The following is a 24,054-nucleotide window of genomic DNA, read 5'->3' on the forward strand; positions in this document are numbered from 1 at the left end:
CGCGGCGCGAGCTGACCCTGGCCTCGCCGGTCGAGCATCCCGGCTCCAACGCCATCACGCTGATCGCCAAATTGCTGCGCGACGAGGTCGCCGCGTGCCGCGCCGAGGGGCTCTGGGATATCCAGTTCGCCTGAGCGCGGCTTCGCATCATCTCACCGCGAAGCCGAGATGGCTGCGGAAGCGGTTCTTGAGGTAGGTGCCGTCGCGCGGCGGCAGTGCGCGCTCGACTTCGCCGGCTGCGATCCGGATGCGTGCCAGCCGCGGGCCGCCGCCGAGATCGCGCAAACTCGCGCGGAAGCGTTCGATGCCGGCCATGTCGGCGATGTCGGAGACATTGCCGATGCCCGCGCCGCTCGCGATCACCTCGAGCCTGGCTCCTAAGCCGGAATGACTGAGCTGCATTCCGGTCTCGCCGAAATGGCCGTTGTCGAGCACCGCGATCGAGAGATTGCCGGGCTGCTTGGTGGCGATGGTCAAGAGGCTGCCGATCCCCATCAGCTGCTCGCCGTCGCCGGTGATGACAAGCACCGGGCGCTTCGGCTGCGCCAGCGCAAGCCCGAGCCCGACCATCGCGGCGCCGCCCATCGCGCCCCAGAGATAGAAATTGCCGGGATGCTCGCCGGCGTCGAACAGATCGTAGGATGAAGAGCCGAGCCCGGAGATCACGAGCAGATCGCCGCGGTCGGCAAGCAGCGCCTTCACGGCGGCGCGGCGGTCGAGCGTGCCTGTTGGTGCTGACATCAGTGCGTCTCCCTGGTCCACTTCTTGCGGCCGATCATCCGCTGCGAGATCAGCACCGCGACCTGCTGGTCGCCGTCATAGGCGAGCGAGGCGGCGGCCGAGATCACTTCTTCGGCGTCATCGGGGTCGTCGAGCCGCAGCACGGTCGCGCCCATGATCTCGAACGCCTGCGGCGTCGCGCGGCCCATCGGGATCTGCCAGGGATTGAACTCGGCCCATTCGCCGCGCATCGTCACCAGCGTCAGCAGCGGGAAGCGGCAGCTCGCCATCAGCGACAGCATGTTGACGCAATTGCCGACGCCGCTCGATTGCATCAACAGCACCGCGCGATCGCCGCCGAGCCAGGCGCCGGCGGAAAGCGCCACGCCCTCTTCCTCGGTCGTCAGCACCGTGGTCTTGATGTCGGCATCCGCGTGCGACAGCTTGATCAGCTTGGAATGGCCGGCGTCGGGGACGTAGGACACCTGCGCGACGCCAAAGCTCTTCAGCGTGCGGTAGATCGCAACCGGCCAGTCCCGGCTGGTCGCGCTGTCCTGGTGAGCGGCAATCTGGTCCATCATGGCCTCGGCTAGGGGCGCGCATTGGCGCGCCCTCACACCGGGAGGCTTAGCGGGCGGGGAGGTTTAACTCCCTTCGCATCTGGCTCGCGCAGCTATGCCAAGATTTTATAGGCCGCAATGGACGGCAGGCCAGAGGCCTCGTCCGGCCGCGAGCCGAGCTACGCTGGACCAACTATGTCTTGGATTGCGCTGTAGAGGCCGTCCGTCACGTCGACGAACGCCGTATCGGGGTCGTTCCATGTGACAATTGGCTTCGCATCTTTCGGTAACGCCTGCAGTTTCGCAAACGGCGTTCCCTTCAGGTGCACCGCTCGCAAGATAGCCGGTATCACGAGTGCGTCGCGCTTTTCATGACGCTCGAGAGCTCGCGCCATTTCGACGTCATAGCAGTATGGGGACGCAATGAAATCAGGGCTGACGAGCAGGAGGATCACGCGTGCACTGTTCAGGTGTGAATCGATCGCTCCCTCCCACTCGGTACCCGCGCCGATCATCCGATCATGCCAACTTGCGATGAGTCCCTGTTTCTCCAGCACGCTAAGGTGCTTTCGAAGTTGTTTTTGCAAGGCTTCATCTTCGTGCGCATAAGACACGAATACCGAAACTGCACTTGATGGTCGTGGGGTGACGGCCGACAAAAGGGCGATTCTTCTTTGCTGGATGTCGTTCAATTGCTCAACGATCGCCGTCACATTCGGATCTCGCAGTGCGCGCCCAAATCGGGCAAGTCGATCTTCCAGCGCTTGTCGTTCGCGGTCGAGTTCTGCAAGCTCGGTCAGTGCTCCGGTGCGCTTCTCGGCTTTTGGCGTGGGCTGCTTTGAGGGTCGCGCCCGGCGGTCAGCGGGCCTGGGAGCAGGGCTCCGTCCTGTGGGCTCCTCCGTCAGCCCGTGAGTACGAGCCGCGAACTCTTCAAAGAACTTGATGTAGTCCAATGGCTCCATCTCGCCAAATCTGTCGAACAGATAAATGGTGATGAGGAACGGCCTCGAAGCCTGGCGGAGCTCGCTCACGATGACTTGTGCCATGTTTGTGGCAACATCCTCATACGAGAATCTCGCAACACCGGCACCTATCGTCGGAAAAGCGATCGAGGACAGCCCAAGCGCGTCCAGCAGTTTTAGGCAGCGTCGCGTGGCATTGGCAACGATGTCGCCGTCGCTCACTTCGCCTTCGCCGATCGTGATGGCGTGAAAGACGTGCCTGGCCTTGAGCGAGCCGGCACTTGTGACCACCACATCTCCCAGCTTGGCCGGCACGTTCTTCTCGGCCTCAATCATGATGCTTTGGCCAGCCGCACGTCGGATCGCGGCTGACACCCCGCCGCCCATTGACAGATCGGAGTCGTCTGAGCTGACAAGTACGTCTGCGGTAGACGTTGTAATATCACCAAAGACCAACGACAGCGTTGAATCGCCAACCCGATAGGTCCGCTTCTTTTGCAATGTAAAATATCCCTATTATCGATATAATACTTCAGATAGCATCCGACAAAAGTGCTGTTCGTTCAAGCGGCAAGCTCCAGAACCGGCATGGCGCGCCTCTGCGGCTGAGCTGGCGAGTCTTCGATTTGCGCGAAGACCTGATGCGTCACTGCGGGGATTTGCCCGCCGTGAACACGTACATGTCCCAGAACGTCCCGGGATGCTCGATCTCGAAACGGTGCCACTGCTCCAAATTGGTCTCGTCGGCTGCGCCCGCAAACTGGTTGCGGAACTGGTCGAGCACCGACGGATCGTCAAACGGCTCGAAGCCCTGGAACGTCAGGCCGTGCTCGTGCAGGAAGGCCGCGATCTCGGGGATGGTGAGGCGGTGCTCCATGACGTTGAACAGCAGATCGCGGCAGCCGCTCGTGCTGTAGAAATCCTTGGCGCCGATCAGCGGTCTCCACTGCTCCGCCTCGCGGAAGATATCCTGCCGGCACCGTCTGATGTCGTCGGCGGTGGCGCGATAGCCGCGCGCGGCGATGCGGGCGCGGGCTTCGACGATGACGCGGCGCGCCAGATCGCTGTACAGGCCGATGCGCATCGTGCCGCCCGGCCGCAGCAACGAGACCAGCACGCGCCATCCGGCCATCGGCTCGGCAAGATGATGCAGCACGCCGACCGACTCGATGCTGTCGAAGGAACGGCCGATCGCACCCAGTTCCAGGATATCCGCCTGCGCGTATTCGATGTTGCGCAAGCCGAGCTCGCGCGTTTTGCGGCGCGCATAGGCGAGGCTGGTCATGCTGATGTCGACCGCGAGCAGGCGGGCGTTCGGATAGACCTGTGCGATCTGGATCGCGTGCGAGCCGGTGCCGCAACCCGCGATCAGGATATCCCGTTCGGCTTGTTGCTCCGCGGTTGCGACGGTCTTTCCGCGCGCCCGATCGGCCGTAAATGCCGTCAGCGGATTGATGGTCCAGCGTGGATAGGGATTCTCCTCGTACTGGCGCATCACCTCGACTGATACGTTGTTCTTGATCGCCGTGAGCGCCGCAATGGCGTCGCGCTGTTCCATTTCGCCGCGCGGTTCGCGAAGCTGCACTCGCAATAGGTCGGTGACGGTCGCAGGCCATTCCCGGCGCAGCAGCGCGTCCGCCTCCGGCAGGGCATGAAGCGGGAAATAGGCAGCAACGACGGCGAGCGTGAGCGGCGTGATCGCGGCCTCTGATGTCAGGTCCTGCAGCAATCGATCGCGAAGTGCGTCCGCTTGTTGGCTTTCCGCCGGGGCCTGTCCATAGACATATTCGTTGATGAAGCATTGCCGGGCGAGCGCGCATGCAAAGACAACGATATTGTCGTCGACGTCGCCTTCAGCTTTACTTTCGCTTTGGCCTTGCCCGCTTGCCAGCCGCAGCAACTCGGCGCGCGCATATCCCAGCAGCACCTCAAGCGGCATGCTCGCCAACTTCGTCGTTTCCATCGCGGAGCGCAGGAAGAGGTCGCTTGCTATTGGGGCAACGCTTTCGGTTCGGAACAATTCGGCGTTGGTCACCGGTAGCGGCCACTTGGCGTCAATCCGCCCGAGATACATGGTGACCACGGGACTTTGCAGCAGGAAGTTGGCCGCCTTCGCTTCCATGCCAAGCGCCAGCGCCTTGCCGAAATGCTCCGCCGCCTTGCTGCGGTTGCCCAGCGCCTGGAAGGAATAGCCGGCATTGTAGTGGCAGGCGGCGTTCACCTCGTCCGAAGCAATCGCCTTCGTGAACATCTTCGCGGCGGCCCGGTGATCGCCGGATGCCTGCGCCATCAGGCCAAGAAGGTTGAGGCTCTGCACATGGCCAGGCTCGGCTGCGAGAATTTGCCGGCAAATCTCCTGCGCTTCGTTGAAGCGGCGCATTCCGTAGAAACGGCTTGCTTCCGCAGCAAGGCCGGCAATGCTGACGCCCGCGGAGCCGAAGGCAGGTGCGGTGCTGCCGGACTCGTTCCGTCGCTTACCGGCCGCACGCCGTTCTTTTCGGTTCATGTTCCGTCAACTGGCCCAAACTGCAGGCGCCGCCGGACAACGCACCGAAAAGGGCAGCTTGGAGCGGCGCATCAACCAACCACGCCCGGCAAGACATAGGGCCGATCGTACTTGCAGCCAAGGACTATCTAGACGTCAGCCCGGGATCCGCACCGGCAGGTTCTCGATGCCGCGCACGAAGCTGGAATAGACCCGCTTCGGCTCGCCAACCACCTCGATGCGGTCGAAGCGCTTCAGCATCTCCTGCCAGACGATCTTGAGCTGCAGCTCGGCGAGCCGCATGCCGACGCAGCGGTGGATGCCGAAGCCGAACGACAGATGGATGCGCGGCCGGGGGCGATCGATGATGAATTCGTCCGGACGGTCGATCACCTCGTCGTCGCGGTTGCCCGAGACGTACCACATCACGACGCGGTCGCCCTTCCTGATCGTCTTGCCGCCGACCTCGGTGTCCTGAAGGGCGGTGCGCCGCATATGCGCGAGCGGCGTCTGCCAGCGGATCACCTCCGGCACCATGGTGTCGATCAGCGCGGGGTTTTCCTTCAGCTTCTGGAACTGGTCGGGATGCTCGTGCAGCGCCAGCACCGAGCCGCTCATGGTGTTGCGCGTGGTATCGTTGCCACCGACGATGAGCAGGATGATGTTGCCCATCAGATTGTCGGGGTCCATGTGCCGGGTGGCGTCGCTATGCGCCATCATCGAGAGCAGGTCGTTGCGCGGGGCCGAGTTGACGCGCTCGTTCCAGAGCTTCGAGAAGGTGGCGTAGCACTCGTCCATCTCCTGCCGGCGCTGTTCCGGCGAGTCGACGATGCCGCTCTTCGGCAGCGCGGTGGAGACGTCGGACCAGCGCGTCAGCTTGCGCCGCTCCTCCCAGGGGAAGTCGAACAGCGTCGCCAGCATCTGGGTGGTCAATTCGATCGAGACGCGTTCGACGAAATTGAAGGTCTCGTTGCGCGGCAGATTGTCGAGCACGCTGGCCGAGCGCTGGCGGATCAGCTTCGCCAGCTCGTCGAGATGATTGGGCGTGAACATCGGCGACACGGTCTTGCGCTGATGGGCGTGCTTGGGCTGGTCCATCGCGATGAAGCTCGGATAGTCGTAGCCGGGCGGGACGTCGCGGATCGAGATGCCGCCGAGCGTGGAGTCCGAGGAGAAAATGCCGTGGCTGGTGTCGACATGCATGATGTCGTTGTACTTCACGACCGACCAATAAGGTTCGATCGGCGAATTGGTGCAGTAGTGCACCGGCTCTTCCTTGCGCAGCCGCTCGAACCACGGCCACAGCGTGTCGTTCTGGAATAGTTTTGGCGCGCCGGGGTGGAAGTCCTGTAACGGAGTCGAATACGCTTCCTCGCGCGCCTGGCGCAGCAGCTCGGCCCGGTCGGCACGGATGGCGGTCTGGACGTTCATGATTCTTGATCCCGGTTGGCTCGCGATGCGTCAGGCGGCAATGCGCACGGGCAGCGTCTCGTAGCCCTTGATGAAGCTGGAATACACCCGCTGCGGCTCCTCCACCACCTCGATCGTGTCGAAGCGCTTGAGGATTTCCTCCCAGATGATCTTGAGCTGCAGCTCGGCGAGACGCAGCCCGACGCAGCGGTGGATGCCGAAGCCGAAGGAGATATGGGTGCGCGGCCGGGCGCGGTCGATCAGGAACTCGTAGGGCTTCTCGATCGCCTCTTCGTCACGGTTGCCCGAGACGTACCACATCACGACCTTGTCGCCCTTCTTGATCTGGCGGCCGCGGAACTCGAAGTCGGCGAGCGCGGTGCGCCGCATATGGGCGAGCGGCGTCTGCCAGCGGATCACTTCGGGCACGAAACTGTCGATCAGTGCCGGGTTCTCCTTGAGCTTGCGGTATTGCTCCGGATGCTTGCTGAGCGCGTAGATGCTGCCGGACAGCGTGTTGCGCGTGGTGTCGTTGCCGCCGACGATCAACAGGATCAGGTTGCCGAGGAAATTCTTCGGATCCATGTTCCGCGTGGCGTCGCTGTGCGCCATCATCGAGAGCAGATCGCTCTTCGGCGGCTGGTCAGCTCGTTCCTTCCACAGCCGTGCGAAATAGGTCGCGCATTCCATCAGTTCGGCCTGCCGCTCGTCCTCGGTGGCGACGAGGCCGCCGGCGCCGGGCAGGGTGGTCGCGACGTCGGACCAGCGGGTCAGCTTGCGGCGATCCTCCCAGGGGAAGTCGAACAGCACCGCGAGCATCTGCGTGGTCAGCTCGATCGAGACCTTGTCGACCCAGTCGAACACCTCGCCGCGCGGCAGATTGTCGAGGCACTCGGTCGAGCGGTTTCGGATATTGATCGCGAGCTCGTCGAGGTGCGTCGGCGTGAACATCGGCGCCACGGTCTTGCGCTGCGCCGAATGGCGCGGCTGGTCCATCGCGATGAAACTTTCGCGGCGCAGATCCGGCGGCACGTCGCGGATGGTGATGCCGCCGAGCGAGGCGGCCGAGGAGAACACCGCGTGGTTGGTCTCGATGTCCATGATGTCGTTGTACCGGGTGATCGACCAGTACGGTCCGAACATCGAATCCTTGCAGTAGTGCACCGGATCCTCGCGGCGGAGCCGGTCGAAATACGGCCAGAAGGTATCGGTCTTGAACAGCTCGGGATGGCCGGGATCGTAATCCGCGAGCGGAAGCGTGTTGGCGCGTTCGCGTGCGGCGTCCAGATTGCTGTCGTCGACCAGATCGATGGTCCCGTGCATGAGCGGCTCCTCAACCGTTTTCGCTGCCGGGGCATCGCCGGCGCGACATGTTTTACCGAATTACATTCTCATTCCGCGGTTTGCGCAAGGGCTCTCAGCGCGCATTTGGCCGCATTGATGTCAGGTCAAAGCGGCCGAATCCGGGCTTTTCGCCGGTGCAGGGGGCGCGGCGGCGACCAACGCTGTTTGAAACGGCGTTTGATTTGGTTAGGCGGCGGGTGCGAACGGTGCGGGGACTGTCTATTCGGTGCCGGGCTTTTCGCAGGGGTAGGTGTCCTGCATGCCCCACAGCAGCAGGAGAGTGATCACCATCTCGCCTTTCGCGGACCGCTTGTCGGCCGACTTGAGCATGATCTCTTCGGTCTGCTCGCTGGTCAGCGCGAGGTCGCCCGGCATGCAGAACAGCAATTGTCCGCCATGCCGTTTCAGCCAGGCATTGGAAGCCATCAGGCCGCCCCTGACGCCGTCCAGGTACATATGATTGAAGATGCGAAAGTTCTCATTCTTCGGATTGCGATAGGAATCCAGCCGTATGTCGACGGCAGCAGCGGGAGCCGCCGTCAGCGCCAGGAAGCACGCCGACAATATCCATCTGTTCATCGCTACCTTTCCTCGCTTGTCCGGCGTATTCCCTTGTCACCTGATCCGTAAGTATCTCATTCCCGCCATGGGGTTCGAAGCTCGCGCTCGACGAGGGTGGGATGGCGGCCGCTTTGCTCCGACCGGGGGCGACACCGGCATCGAGGACTGCGCTGTTTCCGGCGATGCCGTTAAGGCATGGCCAACCGCACGCCACCAAAAATCGGCCGGCGATCTCGACCTTGTGTGAAACCTGGATCACACTCGCGGCGACAAACCTGTGCTTTTGATGCGCAGAGATTGTCCCGTCCTGGAGCTATCCCGTGAACGACATGAGCTGGGCCCCGCCGGGGCCGCCGCAGCCGCCACCGCAACCGGTTCCGCCGCCGATGCCGGTGGCGTTTTCAGGGAGCCGGAACGAGTTCTTCCGCCTGGTCGCGCGCGGCGCCGCGCTTGAGCTCGTCACGGTCGGCTTCTACCGGTTCTGGCTCACCACCGACATCCGTCGTCACCTATGGTCGAACACCCTGATCGACGGCGACGGGCCGGAATATACCGGCCGCGGCAAGGAGCTCCTGATCGGCTTCCTGGTCGCGCTCGCGATCCTGGTGCCGGTCTATCTCGGCTACGCCCTGCTCGCCATCGAAGCCGAGCACGGCCAGACCTTCGCCTCGCTGCCGATGGTCGCCTTCTTCTACCTGTTCGGCCAGTTCGCGATCTATCGCGCGCGGCGCTACCGGCTGACCCGCACGGTTTGGCGCGGCGTCCGCTTCTGGATGAGCGGCTCGGGCTGGATCTATGCGCTCAAGGCCTCGCTATGGGGCCTGCTGGTCGTGATCACGCTCGGTCTGGCGCTGCCCTGGCGCGAGGCGGCGCTCGAGCGCTACAAGATGCGGCATTCCTATTACGGCGATCTGCAGGGCTCGTTCGAGGGCCGCGGCTGGGATTTCTTCAAGCGCGGCTGGTGGCTCTGGCTGCTGATGCCGTTCGCACTCGTCACGGTCTTCGGCCCGTTCGCCTATGCCGCGTTCAAGGCGATCGAGTGGCGCTGGTGGCTGTCGGGCATCCGCTTCGGCGAAGTCAGGCTGGAATCCACCATGCGCCGCAGCGCGCTGATCGGGCTGTACTGGAAGGTGATCGGCTGGGCCATGCTGCTCGGCACGGTGTTCTCGGCCTATCTCGTGCTCTGCATCTTCCTGGCCGCGAGCATCGACGGCTCCTCGATCGCGGACTTCTTCAGGACTGAGGCGTTCGCCAGGAGCATTCCCCTGATGGTCCTGCTCGGCATCGGCTATCTTGCCCTTGTGCTCGCGATGAATGTGGTGATGCGGGTCTATCTGATGCGCGATCTCTGGGTCCGGGTGCTGTCGTCGACCATCGTGCACAACATCGAGGCGGCGGCCAACGTCACCGCGCGCGGCGAGCTCGCCAATGCGCTCGGCGAAGGTTTTGCCGACGGCCTCGACGTCGCGGGATTCTAGCGCCATGGAAGCCGATGTCAGCCAGGCCAATTCCGCGGCGCCGCCTGGACCGGGCGCGGTGTTCTTCGACGGAGCATCGAGCCGCCGGCGCGTCGTCGCGCTTAAACTGACCGATGCGCTGGAGATCAGAGAAGACGGCGAACTGCGCGCGCGCTGGGCGTTTGCCGACATCCGCCGCGCCGACAGCCCGTCCGGCCTGTTGCGGCTGAGCTGCCTGACTGCGCCGGCTCTGGCGCGGCTCGAGATCCGCGACACCAGGCTGATGGCTGAACTCGTTGCGCGCTGCGACGCGCTCGAGGCGGATTTGCCCAACCGCCGGGGCGTTGCCGGGATCGTCGGCTGGTCGCTCGCAGCCGCGGTGTCGATCGTGCTGGTGGTGCTGTTCGGCGTGCCGCTCGCCGCCGAGCGGCTGACGCCGCTGGTGCCGGATTCCTTCGAGCGGCGTCTCGGCGACGTCGCGGAAGCGCAGGTCAAGGTGGTGTTCGACGGCAAGCCGTGCAGCAACGCGGCCGGCCAGGCGGCATTCGAGAAGCTGGTCGGCAAGCTGCGCGAGACCGCGGGCCTCGACAATTCGGTTCAGTCGGGCGTGCTGGCGACCTCGGTGCCGAACGCCTTCGCGCTGCCGGGCGGCAAGGTCTATCTGTTCGAGGGGCTATTGGAGAAGGCCGAGAATCCCGACGAGATCGCCGGCGTCTTGGCGCATGAGCTCGGCCATCTCCGCCATCGCGACAGCATGCGCGAGCTGATCCACAATGGCGGCACCTCGTTCCTGATCGGGCTGCTGTTCGGCGACATCACCGGGTCCGGCGCGCTGATCTTCGCCTCGCGCTCGCTGGTGACGTCATCCTATTCGCGCGACGCCGAGACCAATGCCGACAGTTTTGCGATCGAGACCATGCACAAGCTCGGCCGTCCGGCGAAGCCGATGGGCGAACTGATGCTCCGCGTCACCGGCAAGGAAGGCGGCAAGGGGCTCTCGCTCGTCGCCAGCCATCCGCTGACCGAGGATCGCCTGGCGCGCATGGACAAGGCCGATGCCGCCGGCCCGGCCAACGGCCAGCCGCTGCTGTCGCCGACGGAATGGCAGGCGCTGAAGGGCATCTGCGGATCGGGCAAGGGCAAGGTGTGAAGCAGGGGGATCTCGGACTGGAGCAGTCCCATGCCGCGTGACGTCAGATACTGGTTTCCCGCCAAGCGCTACGGCTGGGGCTGGGGACCGCCGAACAACTGGCAGGGCTGGGCGGTTGTCGCCGGGTTCGCGGTTCTGATCGCCGTCGGCGCCGCGACGATCCTTCCGCATTCCCACCCCGGCTTCATTGCCTATGTCGCCGTGCTGTGCGTCCTGTTCACCGGCGTGTGCTGGTGGAAGGGCGAGCCGCCGCGCTGGCGCTGGGGCGGCGACTAGCCCGATCTTGAGCGGCTACTTCACCAGCCTAAACTTGCCGCCCTCGACCTTGATCAGGAACGCCGACCGTTCGTCATAGCCATTGTGGTCGGTCGGGCTCATCGTCGAGAGGCCGTTGTTCAGATAGACGTCCTTGCCGCGCTCGAGCTCGTCGCGCAGCGCGGCGCGGAATTCCGGCGTGCCGGGCTTCGCCGTCTTCAGCGCGCTGGCCGCCGCCAGCTTGAACAGCGTGACGGCGTCCCACAGATGCGCGCCGAAGATGTTCGGGCTCGAGCCGTTGACCTTCTCGTAGGACGACACAAACGCGTCGCGCGCCTGGCGGAACGGATCGCTCGCCGGCAGATCGTCGGCGATCGTGAAGGCCTCGCCGGTGAAGACAGCGCCCTCGACATTGGCGCCGCCGAGCTTGATGAATTCCTCCGACGCAACGCCGTGGGTCTGGAAGATCTTGCCGGCATAGCCGCGGCTGCGCAGCGCCTCCTGCGGCAGCACCGCCGGCGTGCCCGCGGACGCGATGAACACCGCCTCCGGATTGGTCGCGATCACCTTCAGCGCCTGGCCCATCGCGCTGGTGTCGGCGCGCGCATAGACCTCATGCGTCGTGACGGTGAGGCCGAGCGACGGTGCCAGCCGTGACACCTCATTGTAGTAGCCTTCGCCATAGCCGTCGGACACGCCGATATAGCCGAGCGTCTTGATGCCGGATTTCGCGATGTGTTTCAGGATCGCCGCCGCCATCAGATCGTCATTGGGGACCACCTTGAACGCCCAGCGGCGGCGGTCGTCCATCGGCCGCACGATCGCGGTCGCCGCCGCGAGCGAGATGATCGGCGTCTTGGATTCGAAGGCGACGTCGAGCATCGGCATGGTCACGGGGGTCAGCGAGGAGCCGATCAGGATGTCGACGCCGTCCTGGATCACGAGGCGGCGGGCATTCTGCGTGCCCTTGGTCGGGTCGGACTCGTCGTCGAGGGCGATATAGACCACCTTCTCGCCGCCGATCTCCTTCGGCAGCGCGGCGATGGTGCGCATCTGCGGCTGGCCGAGCGCCGAGCCCGGCCCGGATGCGGACACCACGACGCCGACCTTGATGTCGGCACGCGCGTCCGACGCAACCAGGAGCGCGCCCGCGAATACCCAGAGTCCGGCCGTGGCCAGCTTCATTGCAATTCCTCCCAGCAAGTCTTTTTTCTATCATGCGCCGCCGATGATAGCCGACCGGCGTCCGGTTTCGCATCATATTGATTCCGCCTGATGCGTCTGTCCCCCTGATTGGGGACATCCGGGCAGACAGCGCGCCGCCGAAGCCTCAGCCAAGATCAGCCTATCTCGTCCAGCGGCCGGATTTCGATCTCGCCCGGTCCCGGCATCGGGTTGAGGCAGCGCGATGCAGGGCGGGGGCAATCGCCGGGGGCACGTTGCGCGACGATCCGCGTCCCTGAAACTTCGCGTTTACCACTTCCCTAAAGGCGGTGGGAACCAGTTTCCCTAATCGGGCGGCAACGACCTCCTGCTATTGAAAGATCAGAAGAGGGAGTACGAACCATGTTCAGCATTGTTCGGATCCTGGTTTTGATCGCATGTTCGCATGCGGGATCCGCGTTCGCGGAAATGCCGTCTGACGGCTCGCGGCCTTTGCAAGCAGTTTACGTCCAAGCAGTCCACGTCGATGAGTGAGCCTCATCCGATCGCGCCCGAGCACGCGCGCGCCATCTGCGAGGAGATTGGCGAGAGACTGCGCTACGTGCTGCGCGACGATTACGCCGATTTGCCGCCAAGGCTGCGCGAACTTGTCAACGAGATCGCTCTGCAGGATTGCGAGGCGCCGTCGCTGGTGCCGGCAATGGCGGAGATGACGCGGCCGCTGGTCGTCGCAGCCTAGGATATCAGCCTAGTCGCCGTGGCCTGCCTCTGCCTTTGCCGCTTCAGCACAGCAAGCAAGACAAGCGCGATCCCCAAATCGATTGAAACGTCGGCGACGTTGAAAATCCAGACAAATCGAAGTTTCGAGGCATCGAACAGATCGACGACGGCACCCAATCGAAGACGGTCGATCGCATTTCCGGCGGCTCCAGCGCCGATCAAGGCGAATCCGAAGGCGTTGATGGTCGATGTCGATCGCCGCAGGATGGATCCGAGCAGGGCCGCCGCTGCGGCAAGGCCGATGGACGCGAGCGTCCACCGCGAGAGTTCGCCGTAGTCGGGAACGAGACCGAATGCGTTGCTGCGATTGAACACGAGGGTGAGATCAGAGGGGCCAGGCAGCTTGACGGTGGCGCCGGTCTCCAGCGATCGAAGGGCCCAAAGCTTTGTCAGCTGATCCAGGGCCAGCATCGCAGATGCGACGCAGAACGCGACGATGCGCGAGCTTTGATATCTTCTCACGAAACAGTCTCTCGCTCCGCTGCCGTCCGCGCCATGGGGCCAACAACCCTCGTGTCGCACCATAGTGTGACGGGCCGTAACGGCCAATATCTCCGACTGGTCCTGCGCAAGCTATGTTGCTGACTGTATCCTGAGGGCGATCACGTGGCAGGTCAGGTGGGAGAACCACATGAAGCCAGAAGAAAGGCCAAGTCCTGGAGAGCGAGCGACCGCGCCCCACACTACACGTTTTTCGCGACCTTCCGCGTTCGTGTCGGTCCGGCGCCGGCGATCGCAGGCTTGATATTCCACACCGCGCGCACGGCCGCGAAGGCGTGCGCGATCACCGGCTCCTGGCGGCGGGCGGCAAGGCAGGCGAAAGAGAGGTCGCAGGTGAGCTTCACCCGGTCGGAGACCACGAATTGATGCGGGCGCGCCATCCGTGGCGCCAGCACGCTGTCGCGCGCGAGGCTGAGGCAGAGGCCGGATTCGACAAAGTCGATCATCGCCTCTTCCTGATCGGTGTAGCCGACCCGCTTCGGCAAGGCGCCGAGCGGACGGAAGATGTCGTCGAGCAGCCGCCGGTGGCCGGAATGCGGCGGTGTTGCAAGCCATGGCAGCTCGGCTAGCTCCGCCCAGTCCTTGCCGATCACCCGGTCCCGCCAGCCGATCGGCGCGATCACGCGGTAGTGGTAGCTGAGCAGCGGCGCCAGCTGGTAGCGGCCGTCGGCGATGGTGCGCTCGGCGAAGCTGTGATGGACCAGCTGCTCCGGCGGCGTGGCGTCGACATAGTAGCCGACGTCGAGCTCGCCCCGGCCGACCTGCGCCAGCACGTCGTCGCTGACGCCATGGCGCAGAAACACTTCGGTGCGCTGCGAGGACATCGCCAGGCTGCGCACGAACGGTCCGAGCCGGGTGAATTCGGGGTCGAGGATGGTGCCGACGCGCAGCGTGCCGCGCTGCGCCTCGTTCAGCGAGTCCGCCATCGCCTTGAAGTCGGATGCCGCGGCCACCGCCCGGTGCGCCAGCGGCAGCAGCGCGGCGCCGGCCTCGGTCAGCGTAAAGCCGCCGGGTGTGCGGTTGAACAGCTGCAGCCCGGTGCTTTCCTCGAGCGCCTTGAGTTGCAGGCTGACCGCCGGCTGGGTCAGTTTCAGCATCGCTGCAGCGCGCGATACAGTGCCCTCACGGGCAACCGTGATGAAGCAACGCAAGGCCTGGGTACGGGGAAGCTCGGTCATTGTGTGAGCTTATAGCACAGTTTTCTTGCCGTGCATCCGACCTTGTCGCGTGATTATAATACAACCAATGCGAGAAATCAGGATGGCCGCCACGCAACCATGCCTTCGGTCCGCGCGCGCACCTCCGGCGAGGCGAGGCAGGTCGCGACCGCTTCATAGCCGGGCGCACCGGGCACGGGCGTGACACAGATCGGCACGCTGTGATTGGCGGGGCACAGGATGATCGCTTCATCGTCGCCGATCGCGTCGAGGTCCAGGATCGCGCTGGAGCGCGTGAGGAAGAACAGTGGCCGCGCCTCGGGCCCGCGACGGCGCAGATGCGCGATCACGGCCTCCTGGCTGGCCGCATCGAGCCCTTGCTCGAGCATGTCGATCACCAGGATCGCGTCGCCGTCGGCCTCGAGAGCGGCGAGCAGGGCGGTCAGCGCGGCTGAGTCCACCGCGCCGTCGGCGAGGAGGACGGCAAGGCTCGCCTCGGCCCTGGCCTTGTGCGCCGGGTCGGCATCGAGCCGGGCACGAACGGAAGCGCCGCCGTCGGCGGTGCGGTCCAGCCCCACGAATCTGGCGCCGGGCAGCACTTCGGCGAGCCGTTGCGCGAGGCGGGTCTTGCCGCTGCCGAGCGGGCCGACGATGTAGTTCAGCAGCTTGATGTCGCGCAGCTCGAAGCGCTCGCCGCCCCACGGCCACGGCAGATCGAACGCGACGCCGATCGCCGGCCGCGCCCTGACCGCGCCGATGAGGTCGCACGTCGCGGGCATCTTGCCGCGGTCGAGGTCGGTGCGCAGCCGGCGCACCCTGGCGATGCTGTCGCCGCATTGGCGGATGTTGGCTTCGAGCGAGGCCTCGTGCGCGGCCAGCACGCGGCCGAGGATGACGGCGTCGCCGCTCAGGATCCGCGCCACTTCATTGATGCTGAGGCCGAGCGCGCGCAGCGCCACGATTTCGGCGCCGCGCGCCATCTCGGCCGCACCATAGGCGCGCCATCCCGCCGGCGTGCGGCCGGGCGCGATCAGGCCGCGCTCCTCGTAGAGGCGCAGCGCTTTCGCCGAGATCCCGAGCTGCCTTGCAGCTTCGGACGGACTGAGGAAACGGGCAGCAGGAGCATTCATCGAATCACCTCGCGTCGTCTGACCGCGCTTCTATGGAGGCGGCCGCAGGGGCAAGGTCAAGTGCGAGGTGCGACAAACCCGACGGGTAGCCGCAGGATGGGTAGAGCGAAGCGAAACCCATCATTGGCGCCGCGGGTACGAATCGATGGGTTTCGCTGCGCTCTACCCATCCTACGCATCTGCGCGCCGTCAGCCCTCCGTTAATTCGGGCAAAAGATGTCGTGAGAATGCGTGTGTATGACTCACAGCTCGCGCAACACACCCGGCGTCGTCCTGGCGAAAGCCAGGACCCATTACCCCAAGCATCAACCGTTGCGCGACGCTGGAGCCACGATCCCGTTCACAGTCAAATGCGGTGGTTATGGGTCCTGGCTTTCGCCAGGACGACAGCGGTGTGTCTGGTGAGCACCATGTGCCCGCCCTCACTCCAGATGGTTCACCTTCGCCACCCAGGCGCGGACGTCGGTGAGCACTTCGGGCAGCGCGGCCTTGACCTCCTGCACGTTCATGCCGGGCTTGATGCGGGGGTCGTAGAGCAGATTGAGCAGGTATTGGTCGTAGACGTCGAAAAAGCCCATCGAGACGCTGTCGTTGAACATGGTCCACGGCACGGTCGCAGTGTCGTTGATCGGGCCGAGCGACTGCAACAGCTCCTCATAGGCGCAGTCGAGGAAGACGAAATCGCCATTGTCGACGGTGAGGATGACGTCGGAATGCTCGATCTCGTAGTTCTCGTTCTTGCGGAAGCCCGACAGGCATTGCGGGTCGAGCGAGGTGCGGATCTCCTTGGCGCGCTCCTGGCCGTAGAAGGTCGCGATCGTGCGGTACAGCTCGCGGTCGCGCACCAGTTTGACCACGACATTGGCCGCGTCGTTGTTATCGGTCATCGCGATGTCGAGATGCTGCACCTTGGCTCGGATGTCGGCGATGACCTTGGCGAGCTGAACCTTGCGGTCGGCGCGGTTGCCGTCGGCAAACACGCGCACCGGTCTGTCGTATTTGCGGATGCGGTCGACCCGACCGGCGAGATGATATTCCGCGCCGAATGCGGTTTTCAGAAAGCCCTCGACGATCTCGGCGTCGGTGAAGACCTTCTTCTCGTTGCGCTGGCGCGAGGTGATGGCCGGAATCTCTGCGCCCGTCGCCGGTACGATGGCGTCGGTGAGCGAAGTGGCGAGCGCCGCGGCGAGCAGCAGCAGGATCGGCGAGCAATATTGGCGCATTCGAACCACGCTGCCGCAATGCGCCCGGCAGCGCAAGGCAAGATCAGTGATCTCGCCGCATGGAAGCGCCTGGTTCCGTCGAAATCGACGCGATCAGTTCTTCACCACCACTGTGGCGCCGACCGAGACGCGATCATAGAGGTCCTTGACGTCCTCATTGGTCATCCGGAAGCAGCCCGACGAGACCGCCTGGCCGATCGTCTCCGGCTCGTTCGAGCCGTGGATGCGGTACAGCGTCGAGCCGAGATACATTGCGCGCGCGCCGAGCGGGTTCTCGATGCCGCCGGCCATGTGGCGCGGCAGATCGGGGCGGCGGCGCAGCATGTCCGAGGGCGGCGTCCACGACGGCCATTCCTTCTTCGCGGAGATGCGGTGGACGCCGCCCCAGCGGAAGCCGTCGCGGCCGACGCCGATGCCGTAGCGCAGCGCCTGGCCGTTCGCCATCACCAGATAGAGCCGGCGCTCGGCGGTGTTCACCACGATGGTCCCGGGGGCATAGTTGGTCTCGTAGTTGACGGTGGTGCGCGGGATCGGGCTCGCGCCGCCACCGCCGAAGAAGCTCGGGGCTTCGGACTGGTAGCCACGGGAATCGAAGAACTGGGCCTGGGCCTGGCCGGCACCTGCCAGGATCGTGAGCGCGGCAAACATCAAGGCAATCTTGCGCATCGTCGTCGTCCTCGCGAACAATCAAATATGCAGCCAAAATGGCCACAATCGCCGGCCTTTCGCAAGCGACGAAGCTGTGACATCAGCCATTTTCCGACAACACGGTTTAAAAAGGCAACAGACCGTAAGCGATAGCTGCATTGTCCCGCCAAACCTTTGACGAAGCGGCTGAAGAATGGTTGATCTGGAGCGTTTTCAAGCGAAGTGGGGACCGGTTCGCGTCAAGAAAACGCGACCAAAACAAAAGGATGAGAGCATGATCCGATTTAATCGGATCGGATCATGCTCTCAGCGACCTCAAGAAAATCTCGAAACGGGAGCGTGAGCATGAACGGTGCGGAAAGTCTGGTGCGGACATTGGTCGCAGGCGGCGTGGACGTTTGCTTTACCAATCCGGGCACCTCGGAGATGCATTTCGTCGCGGCGCTGGACAAGGTCCCCGGCATGCGCTGCGTGCTCGGCCTGTTCGAAGGTGTGGTGACAGGTGCGGCCGACGGTTATTTCCGCATGAAGGGAACGCCGGCCTCGACACTGCTGCATCTCGGGCCCGGCCTTGCCAACGGCCTCGCCAATCTGCACAACGCCAAGAAGGCGCATTCCGGCATCGTCAACATCGTCGGCCAGCACGCCACCTACCACATCGGTTACAATGCGCCGCTGACGTCGGATATCGAGGGCCTGGCGCGGCCGATGTCGTCCTGGGTGCGGACATCGCCCGACGCCAAGTCGGTGGCGGCCGATGGCGCGGCTGCGATCGCCGCGGCCAAGAGCGCGCCGCCCCAGATCGCAACCTTGATCCTGCCGGCCGACACCGCCTGGAACGAGGCCGACGGCATCGCCGAGGTGGCTGTCGATACACAGCGCCCGAGCTATTCGCCGCAGGCGGTCGACACCGCGGCGAAAATCCTGCACGGCGATGCCGCACACACGCTGCTGCTGGTCACCGGCAGTGCGCTGACCGAGCAGGGGCTGGCGCTCGCCGAACGCATCGCCGGCAAGACCGGCTGCACCGTGATGGGCCAGACCTATCACCCGCGGATGGCACGCGGCCGCGGCCGCTTCTCGATCAACCGTATCCCCTATGTGATCGAGCAGGCGCTGCCGATCCTGAAGAATTTCCGTCACATCGTGCTGGTCGAGGCCAACGATCCCGTGGCGTTCTTCGCCTATCCGAACAAGCCGAGCATGCTGAAGGCGGAAGGCTGCGAGGTGCATCGCATGACCGCCTGGGGCGAGAACTCGGTCGCAGCCCTCGGGGCGCTCGCCAATGCGCTGCATGCGACGGCGCAGGACGTCAAGCCGCAGCAGCACCAGGAGCTGGTCAAGCCGACCGGCGCGCTCAACCACACCACGATCGCGCAGGCGATTGCGTGCGCGATCCCCGAGAACGCCATCATGGTCGATGAATCCGTCACCACCGGCCGGGGCTTCTTCCCGCCGACGGCGGCGGCGGCGCCGCACGACTGGCTGCAGAACATGGGCGGCTCGATCGGCTTCTCGACGCCGGTCGCGACCGGCGCCGCGGTTGCCTGTCCGGACCGCAAGGTGATCTGCATGGTCGGCGACGGCAGCGCGATGTACACGATCCAGTCGCTGTGGACGCAGGCGCGCGAAGGGCTCAACGTCGTGACCATCGTGTTCGCCAACCGGATCTACCAGATCCTGCGCGGCGAGTTCGACGGCGTCGGCGCCGGCGAGCCGGGCAAGCGGGCGCAGGACATGCTGAAGATCGATCGGCCGACGCTCGATTTCGTCGCGCTCGCGAAGGGCATGGGCGTGCCGGCAGTGGCGGTCACGTCAGCGGATGAGCTCAACAAGGCGCTGGCGAATGCCGTTGCCGAGCCGGGACCGCGGCTGATCGAAGTGCAGATGTAGCAGCGCGAGTGCAACGGCCGCGGCGGCGGCCGAGCATGATCCGGAAAAGTGCGAAGCGGTTTTCCGAAAAGATCATGCTCAAACAGAGAGCTAAAGCGCGATGATGGATCAACCTGATCTCATCGCGCTTTAGTCCAGTCGGAGGCGCCAATGCAGGCCGAGCTGAACAAGGTGATCGCCGCCGTGCAGGAGTTTTACGCGCAGGAGACCTTCCTGCTGGAGCGCGATCTCGGCGAGCGAACGCTTACTCACCGGCTGGCCGTCTATGTCGAGCGGCAGTTTCCCGGCTGGCAGGTCGACTGCAACTATGATCGGCTCGGCGAGCGCACGCTGCGGCTGCCGCGCGGCTCGGGGAGCTCGACCGATGACCATCTCGGCAAGTCGATCTATCCCGATATCGTCGTGCATCAGCGCGACATCCCGAACAATCTGCTGGCCGTCGAGCTGCGCAAGGACAGCAACCACCAGCCGATCGAGCACGATCAGCGCAAGCTGCAGGCGCTGACCGATCCGAATGTCTGGTTTGCCTATGCGATGGGCGTTCTGGTGATCGTCGGACAGCACGGCGTGAGCTTTTCCGAAGTCTATGCCGGCGGTGCCATCGACAGCGCCATGTCGCGCTGGTTTGCGGAGCGTATACGCGAGAGCGGGCTCGCAGGCAGGCACGACGATGGTGCTCAGCATTAAGTCTATCGATGATTCTTTCTACGCATCGCAGTGATAGCCCGTTTGGATCATGCATTGCCGCAGCGCGCACGGCACAACAGAAGGCGCGGGAGGTGGAGCAATTCCTGGAGCTGGTGGTCAATTTTCAGAACGATTTGATGGCGGTGCGGATTATCGGCTCTGCGCCTCTTTCGCTCCCCCTCCCGCACTTGAATTTTCTGGTTCAATTCTCACGACCGCAACAATCACCGCCCCAAGCGGCCGGCGCACTTCATTGCGACGCGACGGGCGAGGCGGCATCCGCACCGAGACAGCAAGCAAAAAGGCCGCCTTCGGGCGGCCTTTTCCGTGATCGCCAGATTCGTGATCGGCCACCGCGATTGTTTCTGTTTATTGCTTGGCAGCATCGTCACCGGTCGTGGCGGCGCCGGCCTTGGTGCCCCCTTTTGCGCTCGATTTCTTGGCGGTCTTCGCTTTCTTCTTCGGCGCCATTTTGGTCGCCTCGCCCTTGGTCGCTGTGTCGCCGCTTTGCGCTGCGGGAGCCGGGCTGCTGCCGGCCTTGTCCTGCGCGAGCGCGGTGGACGAGACGAAGGCAAGCGCCGTGGCGGCGAGGATCAGTGTTCGCATCGGATGGTTCTCCCAAGTTGGTTTCCGGCGCCCTCAACGGGACAGAATGTCGCAGGTTCCGCGTCGCCGATCAGCAGTCCGTGAGCTGTGCGTGAACGGCGCATCCCGCTGCGAGGTGGGCGGAACCGGGAACCGCGAGCTGCGTTATGTCGCTGGGCAGGAGTTCCGAGGAGAGACGCCATGCGCTGGCGGTCAATGACGGAAACCACCAATACGGTGCTCGACACCGCCCCGGAGGATACCTTCTACACGGTGGGCTGGACCATCAGCGGGCTGGCGACACTGGCCACCATCGTCGCGGTCTGGATGTTCGGCATCTGAGGGCGAACGATCCGTGCAGGCGGCCGGCTTGCCACCGCCGGCGGTGGGCGGTCGCGGCCCTGCGCCGGTCAGCTATTTCCGCAGAATGGCCAGCGCTTCCCGGTAGAGCTGGGAGAAACCGAGCAAGAGCGCACTCGACAACAGGAACGTCGCGATGCTGTCATAATCGTCGGCCGTCGGCCAGGCGAACTCGAAATAGGGGGGCATGAACACCCACCACACGATCGGAACGGTGATGATGGTGGCAAAGGCGCCGGCCGGCGCGCCGCCCATCAGCCCGGCGATCAGGATCGCCGGCACGAAGGCCGCGAAATAGAATTGCATGCCGAAGCTCGCGAACATCTCCTGCGTCGCGGTGGCGAGCACCACGGCCAGCAGGGCGACGACGAACGTCGACAACGACCAAGGCCGCAGCTTCAGAATGTAGTCGTTGCCCTTGCGCATCGAGACGTCCCGGCCTCCGCGAGTTCCGGGAAGGTAGCCGAGGGGGCCTGCAAACAAAACCCCGTAGGACTCCGAGGGTCAGCGTTGTGCTCGACACAGTGAAAAGGAACCGTCCCGGTCAAGCCGCTGCCGCATTGTCGCGCTTATTGCATTGCGGCAGCGTGATGGTGGGACGACACAATGCTGGAATTGCTGATTGTCGTGCTGGTCACCGGGATCGGGTTCGTATCGGGGTACGGCGTGCGTGAGCTGATCTCCCGCCGCAAACGGCGGTCTCCTCTCGGCGTTCACGCGCCGACGGTTCGCGCCGCGCGGCATTGGGCACGGAGACGGCACGATGATGACGCCGACGCGCTCTTCGCCGCGAACGACGACATCTCCGCCGGTAACCTGCAACAGCCGCCCGGCACGCAGCAGGCCGGTCCCGCCAGCCCACCCGACGAACTCGACGGCGCGGTTCGCGACCTGCTCGGCGAACTTAGCCGACGCACCGCCAAGCCGTCATCGGCTCCGCACCGCCGCCGGCAGTGAACCGGAACGGCGCGGCGAACGGCGGTCAAGCGCCGCTACGGCTTGCGCCGGCTACTTTGCATGGGGTTGTTTTCGATATTTTTGATGAGGCGCGGTCCCGAAGGGCAGCAGAATGTCGACAATCGTCCGCAACTGGCGGTTCAGGAAGGGGAATGGTGGACGCACAAGGGATCGAACCTTGGACCTCTCCCGTGTGAACCACAATCCGTAGATCCAAGCTGACCCCAGGTGGCCACAGTATTGTCGGAATAATTTGTTTAATTACAGTTGCTTATGGACATTCTAGCCTCAATTGGCCATAAGTGACCATACTGCATTTTGTGTGCCCCTGTTGTGCCCGCCGCAGATTTTCCCTTGGGGCACCCAAATAAGGGAGGGTCTGAGATCCGGTTCTATTTTGCTCTCCCTATCCCTTCTTCAGGGGCGCGGCGCGAGGGAAAGCTCTGAGAGCCGATCGGATCACGGACGATTGCCTCCTCGTGGGGCCCGCCGGGGCACAAACGCAGGGAAGGAATCATGACAGCGCCGACCAACCAGCTCACACTCACCGATGCGGTCGTCCGCAACGCCACGCTGCCGTTCGGCAAGGCGCAACATTATCTCCATGACGACAAGCTGCCTGGCCTCGCCATGCGCATGCGCGCCACCGGTGGCCGGACCTGGGTCTACCTCTTCACCAAGCCGGGGGTGAGAGGGACCCAGCGCAAGACCCTCGGCCCGTGGCCCAAGTATAATGAGAAGGCCGCGCGCAAGGCCGCCACCATTGCTGCGGGCGAGGTGGTCAAGGGCATGGACCCTAACGAAGCGAAACGCGAGGCGAGGCGGCAACAGGCTGCCGAAAAGCAGCGCACCACACTGGCGGAGCTCATCGTCGAAGATGGTCCGTACCAGACGTCCTTGACCGGGCGTCAGGTCGTCAACTGGAAGCCGGCAATGTCGGCATTGCGGCGCGGGCTCAAGGAACACGCCGAGAGCGGCGTGGGAGACCTGACGCGGCGGCAAATCATGGCCGCGGTCGACAAGGTTACCAAGACGGGCAAACGGGGCGCGGCCAAGGATCTGCGCAAGCACACCCACACGTTCCTCGAATGGTGCGTTGGCGAGGGCTATGTCGACCACAATGTGCTGGCTGGCTATCGTGAACCTAAGGAAACTCGGGCGCAAAGGGTCGGACGCCGCATGAAGGGCCGCGCACTGACCGATGAAGAAATCATCAAGGTCTGGCATGCTGCCGGCAAGCTCGGCACCTTTGGGCTCCTGACCAGGACGTGCTTGCTTGGTGGGCCGCGCCGGAGCGAGCCAACCCTGATCGAATGGCAAAAGCACATCATGGATGACCGCATCACCTTCGATGCGGCATGGACCAAGATGGGTTTGCACCACGATGTACCGCGCACTCACCTCGTTGACGAGGTCCTCGCGGCCGCAAAGCATTTCCAGCGCGCCACGTCCGACTATGTCTTCCCGTCACCGAAGACCGGCGGCCAGATGTCGGGCTTCACCAAGATGGTCAATCGCTTGGTCAAGGAGGCGGGTGTCGCAAAATTCACGATGCATGACTTGAGGCGCAGTCTGCGCACCATCATGTCACGTTGCGGCTACGACAACGAGATCCAGCGGCTGTGTGTCGGGCAAAAGCCAGGCGGAATCGATCAGGTCTACAATCACGACGAACAGTGGATCATCCGTAAGATGGCGTTCGAAGCAGCTCATGACTACATCGCGGAATTGGTCGGCGCGATGCGGGTCGGTAAGGTTGTGCGCCTGCAGCGGACGAATCCGCTCGACCCGATCAAGGCCGAGCTGCTCGGGCGTCTCCGCGAGCATTATGCGGCTGAGACGGCCTAGTACCTCGTCACAGAGGATTTGACTGGTTGATTTCGAGCCATTTGAGGATTGGGATTTCGTCTGGAGGAACGAGGAACTCGATACTTCGTGCGACGCCGGGTTGACGTCGGATAAGACCGGCTCGTTCGAGGGTGACGACCATCTGATGAACCGAGGGTGGGCTAACCTGGAAGTGGCGTTGCATGTCGGCTTCGGCGGGGGCGCACCGGAACATGTG

General features: G+C 64.1%; 25 protein-coding genes. 9 read left to right on the forward strand and 16 right to left on the reverse strand.

Annotated features, from left to right (window positions below):
- Window positions 1-147: 147 nt before the first annotated feature.
- From H8B02_RS28215 to H8B02_RS28245, 7 genes are all read right to left on the reverse strand, one after another.
- Entirely contained in the window at window positions 148-741 is a 594-nt protein-coding gene (locus H8B02_RS28215; RefSeq protein WP_229169238.1) for a thiamine pyrophosphate-dependent enzyme, read from the reverse strand.
- Window positions 741-1,301, reverse strand: coding sequence for a thiamine pyrophosphate-binding protein (locus tag H8B02_RS28220; RefSeq protein WP_229169239.1), 561 nt, complete (start codon window positions 1,299-1,301; stop codon window positions 741-743). The genes H8B02_RS28215 and H8B02_RS28220 overlap by 1 nt, the downstream gene beginning before the upstream one ends.
- 158 nt (window positions 1,302-1,459) lie before the next feature.
- Window positions 1,460-2,743, reverse strand: a complete 1,284-nt coding sequence (locus H8B02_RS28225; RefSeq protein WP_229169240.1) for a macro domain-containing protein — start codon at window positions 2,741-2,743, stop codon at window positions 1,460-1,462.
- A gap of 145 nt (window positions 2,744-2,888) precedes the next feature.
- Window positions 2,889-4,748, reverse strand: coding sequence for a class I SAM-dependent methyltransferase (locus H8B02_RS28230; protein WP_229169241.1), 1,860 nt, complete (start codon window positions 4,746-4,748; stop codon window positions 2,889-2,891).
- Between the two features lie 135 nt (window positions 4,749-4,883).
- Window positions 4,884-6,158, reverse strand: coding sequence for a cytochrome P450 (locus H8B02_RS28235; protein ID WP_229169242.1), 1,275 nt, complete (start codon window positions 6,156-6,158; stop codon window positions 4,884-4,886).
- A 30-nt stretch (window positions 6,159-6,188) separates the two neighbouring features.
- Complete coding sequence (locus H8B02_RS28240; protein WP_229169243.1) at window positions 6,189-7,460, reverse strand: cytochrome P450; 1,272 nt, start codon at window positions 7,458-7,460, stop codon at window positions 6,189-6,191.
- 240 nt (window positions 7,461-7,700) lie between these two features.
- A complete protein-coding gene (locus H8B02_RS28245) occupies window positions 7,701-8,060 on the reverse strand; it encodes a hypothetical protein (RefSeq protein ID WP_229169244.1) in 360 nt (119 codons plus the stop codon).
- A 311-nt stretch (window positions 8,061-8,371) separates the two neighbouring features.
- Between H8B02_RS28245 and H8B02_RS28250 the strand changes: the two genes are divergently transcribed.
- From H8B02_RS28250 to H8B02_RS28260, 3 genes are read left to right on the forward strand one after another with little or no spacing between them, the layout of a single operon-like run.
- Window positions 8,372-9,520, forward strand: a complete 1,149-nt coding sequence (locus H8B02_RS28250; protein ID WP_229169260.1) for a DUF898 family protein — start codon at window positions 8,372-8,374, stop codon at window positions 9,518-9,520.
- Window positions 9,521-9,524: 4 nt separating this feature from the next.
- A complete protein-coding gene (locus tag H8B02_RS28255) occupies window positions 9,525-10,649 on the forward strand; it encodes a M48 family metallopeptidase (protein ID WP_229169245.1) in 1,125 nt (374 codons plus the stop codon).
- A gap of 30 nt (window positions 10,650-10,679) precedes the next feature.
- The gene (locus H8B02_RS28260) at window positions 10,680-10,925 is read left to right on the forward strand and encodes a hypothetical protein (RefSeq protein ID WP_229169246.1); all 246 of its coding nucleotides are present in this window, start codon (window positions 10,680-10,682) and stop codon (window positions 10,923-10,925) included.
- Between the two features lie 15 nt (window positions 10,926-10,940).
- Here the strand turns inward: H8B02_RS28260 and H8B02_RS28265 are convergent, their stop codons facing one another.
- Entirely contained in the window at window positions 10,941-12,089 is a 1,149-nt protein-coding gene (locus H8B02_RS28265) for an ABC transporter substrate-binding protein (RefSeq protein WP_229169247.1), read from the reverse strand.
- Between the two features lie 505 nt (window positions 12,090-12,594).
- On the opposite strand from H8B02_RS28265, the gene H8B02_RS28270 reads away from it, so the two are divergent.
- Window positions 12,595-12,807, forward strand: coding sequence for a hypothetical protein (locus H8B02_RS28270; RefSeq protein WP_229169248.1), 213 nt, complete (start codon window positions 12,595-12,597; stop codon window positions 12,805-12,807).
- On the opposite strand, the gene lspA is transcribed toward H8B02_RS28270, so the two are convergent.
- From lspA to H8B02_RS28295, 5 genes are all read right to left on the reverse strand, one after another.
- Window positions 12,804-13,397, reverse strand: coding sequence for a signal peptidase II (gene lspA, locus H8B02_RS28275; protein WP_229169249.1), 594 nt, complete (start codon window positions 13,395-13,397; stop codon window positions 12,804-12,806). The genes H8B02_RS28270 and lspA overlap by 4 nt on opposite strands.
- A gap of 134 nt (window positions 13,398-13,531) precedes the next feature.
- Entirely contained in the window at window positions 13,532-14,527 is a 996-nt protein-coding gene (locus H8B02_RS28280) for a LysR family transcriptional regulator (RefSeq protein ID WP_229169250.1), read from the reverse strand.
- A 77-nt stretch (window positions 14,528-14,604) separates the two neighbouring features.
- A complete protein-coding gene (locus H8B02_RS28285) occupies window positions 14,605-15,636 on the reverse strand; it encodes a MerR family transcriptional regulator (RefSeq protein ID WP_229169251.1) in 1,032 nt (343 codons plus the stop codon).
- A gap of 422 nt (window positions 15,637-16,058) precedes the next feature.
- On the reverse strand, window positions 16,059-16,859 hold the full coding sequence (locus H8B02_RS28290; RefSeq protein WP_229169252.1) for a DUF2927 domain-containing protein: 801 nt from the start codon (window positions 16,857-16,859) through the stop codon (window positions 16,059-16,061).
- A gap of 93 nt (window positions 16,860-16,952) precedes the next feature.
- Entirely contained in the window at window positions 16,953-17,525 is a 573-nt protein-coding gene (locus tag H8B02_RS28295) for a L,D-transpeptidase (RefSeq protein WP_229169253.1), read from the reverse strand.
- A gap of 327 nt (window positions 17,526-17,852) precedes the next feature.
- Here H8B02_RS28295 and H8B02_RS28300 point away from each other — a divergent pair, with 327 nt between their 5' ends.
- Both H8B02_RS28300 and H8B02_RS28305 read left to right on the forward strand, forming a co-directional pair.
- Entirely contained in the window at window positions 17,853-19,400 is a 1,548-nt protein-coding gene (locus H8B02_RS28300; protein WP_229169254.1) for an acetolactate synthase large subunit, read from the forward strand.
- Between the two features lie 150 nt (window positions 19,401-19,550).
- A complete protein-coding gene (locus H8B02_RS28305) occupies window positions 19,551-20,087 on the forward strand; it encodes a hypothetical protein (RefSeq protein ID WP_229169255.1) in 537 nt (178 codons plus the stop codon).
- 369 nt (window positions 20,088-20,456) lie between these two features.
- Here H8B02_RS28305 and H8B02_RS28310 read toward each other — a convergent pair whose 3' ends face one another.
- Window positions 20,457-20,693: a hypothetical protein gene (locus H8B02_RS28310; RefSeq protein ID WP_229169256.1), complete on the reverse strand. Its 237-nt coding sequence runs from the start codon at window positions 20,691-20,693 to the stop codon at window positions 20,457-20,459.
- A 180-nt stretch (window positions 20,694-20,873) separates the two neighbouring features.
- Between H8B02_RS28310 and H8B02_RS28315 the strand changes: the two genes are divergently transcribed.
- Window positions 20,874-21,014: a hypothetical protein gene (locus tag H8B02_RS28315; RefSeq protein WP_171947715.1), complete on the forward strand. Its 141-nt coding sequence runs from the start codon at window positions 20,874-20,876 to the stop codon at window positions 21,012-21,014.
- A gap of 72 nt (window positions 21,015-21,086) precedes the next feature.
- On the opposite strand, the gene H8B02_RS28320 is transcribed toward H8B02_RS28315, so the two are convergent.
- Window positions 21,087-21,458 carry a DUF4118 domain-containing protein gene (locus H8B02_RS28320; RefSeq protein WP_097677242.1) on the reverse strand — a complete coding sequence of 124 codons (372 nt, stop codon included), beginning with the start codon at window positions 21,456-21,458 and terminating at the stop codon, window positions 21,087-21,089.
- A gap of 180 nt (window positions 21,459-21,638) precedes the next feature.
- On the opposite strand from H8B02_RS28320, the gene H8B02_RS28325 reads away from it, so the two are divergent.
- Together H8B02_RS28325 and H8B02_RS28330 are read left to right on the forward strand one after the other, a co-directional pair.
- The gene (locus H8B02_RS28325) at window positions 21,639-21,989 is read left to right on the forward strand and encodes a hypothetical protein (RefSeq protein WP_229169257.1); all 351 of its coding nucleotides are present in this window, start codon (window positions 21,639-21,641) and stop codon (window positions 21,987-21,989) included.
- A 516-nt stretch (window positions 21,990-22,505) separates the two neighbouring features.
- Window positions 22,506-23,837 (forward strand): tyrosine-type recombinase/integrase, encoded by a 1,332-nt coding sequence (locus H8B02_RS28330; protein WP_229169258.1) that lies wholly within the window; start codon window positions 22,506-22,508, stop codon window positions 23,835-23,837.
- A gap of 7 nt (window positions 23,838-23,844) precedes the next feature.
- Here H8B02_RS28330 and H8B02_RS28335 read toward each other — a convergent pair.
- The coding region (locus tag H8B02_RS28335; RefSeq protein WP_229169259.1) for a LexA family protein at window positions 23,845-24,054 on the reverse strand (210 nt) is incomplete at its 5' end.

The sequence above is a fragment of the Bradyrhizobium altum genome, assembly GCF_020889705.1.
In the GTDB taxonomy this organism is placed as follows: domain Bacteria; phylum Pseudomonadota; class Alphaproteobacteria; order Rhizobiales; family Xanthobacteraceae; genus Bradyrhizobium; species Bradyrhizobium altum.

Bases quoted from the DNA above. Each gene is read 5' to 3' on its own strand.
- H8B02_RS28300 (WP_229169254.1), top strand. From the start codon at position 17,853: ATGAACGGTGCGGAAAGTCTGGTGCGGACATTGGTCGCAGGCGGCGTG.
- H8B02_RS28255 (WP_229169245.1), top strand. From the start codon at position 9,525: ATGGAAGCCGATGTCAGCCAGGCCAATTCCGCGGCGCCGCCTGGACCG.
- H8B02_RS28305 (WP_229169255.1), top strand. From the start codon at position 19,551: ATGCAGGCCGAGCTGAACAAGGTGATCGCCGCCGTGCAGGAGTTTTAC.
- H8B02_RS28250 (WP_229169260.1), top strand. From the start codon at position 8,372: ATGAGCTGGGCCCCGCCGGGGCCGCCGCAGCCGCCACCGCAACCGGTT.
- H8B02_RS28320 (WP_097677242.1), bottom strand. From the start codon at position 21,458: ATGCGCAAGGGCAACGACTACATTCTGAAGCTGCGGCCTTGGTCGTTG.
- H8B02_RS28290 (WP_229169252.1), bottom strand. From the start codon at position 16,859: ATGCGCCAATATTGCTCGCCGATCCTGCTGCTGCTCGCCGCGGCGCTC.
- H8B02_RS28235 (WP_229169242.1), bottom strand. From the start codon at position 6,158: ATGAACGTCCAGACCGCCATCCGTGCCGACCGGGCCGAGCTGCTGCGC.
- H8B02_RS28220 (WP_229169239.1), bottom strand. From the start codon at position 1,301: ATGATGGACCAGATTGCCGCTCACCAGGACAGCGCGACCAGCCGGGAC.
- H8B02_RS28295 (WP_229169253.1), bottom strand. From the start codon at position 17,525: ATGCGCAAGATTGCCTTGATGTTTGCCGCGCTCACGATCCTGGCAGGT.
- H8B02_RS28240 (WP_229169243.1), bottom strand. From the start codon at position 7,460: ATGCACGGGACCATCGATCTGGTCGACGACAGCAATCTGGACGCCGCA.
- H8B02_RS28230 (WP_229169241.1), bottom strand. From the start codon at position 4,748: ATGAACCGAAAAGAACGGCGTGCGGCCGGTAAGCGACGGAACGAGTCC.
- H8B02_RS28310 (WP_229169256.1), bottom strand. From the start codon at position 20,693: ATGCGAACACTGATCCTCGCCGCCACGGCGCTTGCCTTCGTCTCGTCC.
- H8B02_RS28245 (WP_229169244.1), bottom strand. From the start codon at position 8,060: ATGAACAGATGGATATTGTCGGCGTGCTTCCTGGCGCTGACGGCGGCT.
- H8B02_RS28215 (WP_229169238.1), bottom strand. From the start codon at position 741: ATGTCAGCACCAACAGGCACGCTCGACCGCCGCGCCGCCGTGAAGGCG.
- H8B02_RS28325 (WP_229169257.1), top strand. From the start codon at position 21,639: ATGCTGGAATTGCTGATTGTCGTGCTGGTCACCGGGATCGGGTTCGTA.
- H8B02_RS28280 (WP_229169250.1), bottom strand. From the start codon at position 14,527: ATGACCGAGCTTCCCCGTACCCAGGCCTTGCGTTGCTTCATCACGGTT.
- H8B02_RS28270 (WP_229169248.1), top strand. From the start codon at position 12,595: ATGAGTGAGCCTCATCCGATCGCGCCCGAGCACGCGCGCGCCATCTGC.
- H8B02_RS28260 (WP_229169246.1), top strand. From the start codon at position 10,680: ATGCCGCGTGACGTCAGATACTGGTTTCCCGCCAAGCGCTACGGCTGG.
- H8B02_RS28265 (WP_229169247.1), bottom strand. From the start codon at position 12,089: ATGAAGCTGGCCACGGCCGGACTCTGGGTATTCGCGGGCGCGCTCCTG.
- H8B02_RS28330 (WP_229169258.1), top strand. From the start codon at position 22,506: ATGACAGCGCCGACCAACCAGCTCACACTCACCGATGCGGTCGTCCGC.
- H8B02_RS28285 (WP_229169251.1), bottom strand. From the start codon at position 15,636: ATGAATGCTCCTGCTGCCCGTTTCCTCAGTCCGTCCGAAGCTGCAAGG.
- H8B02_RS28315 (WP_171947715.1), top strand. From the start codon at position 20,874: ATGCGCTGGCGGTCAATGACGGAAACCACCAATACGGTGCTCGACACC.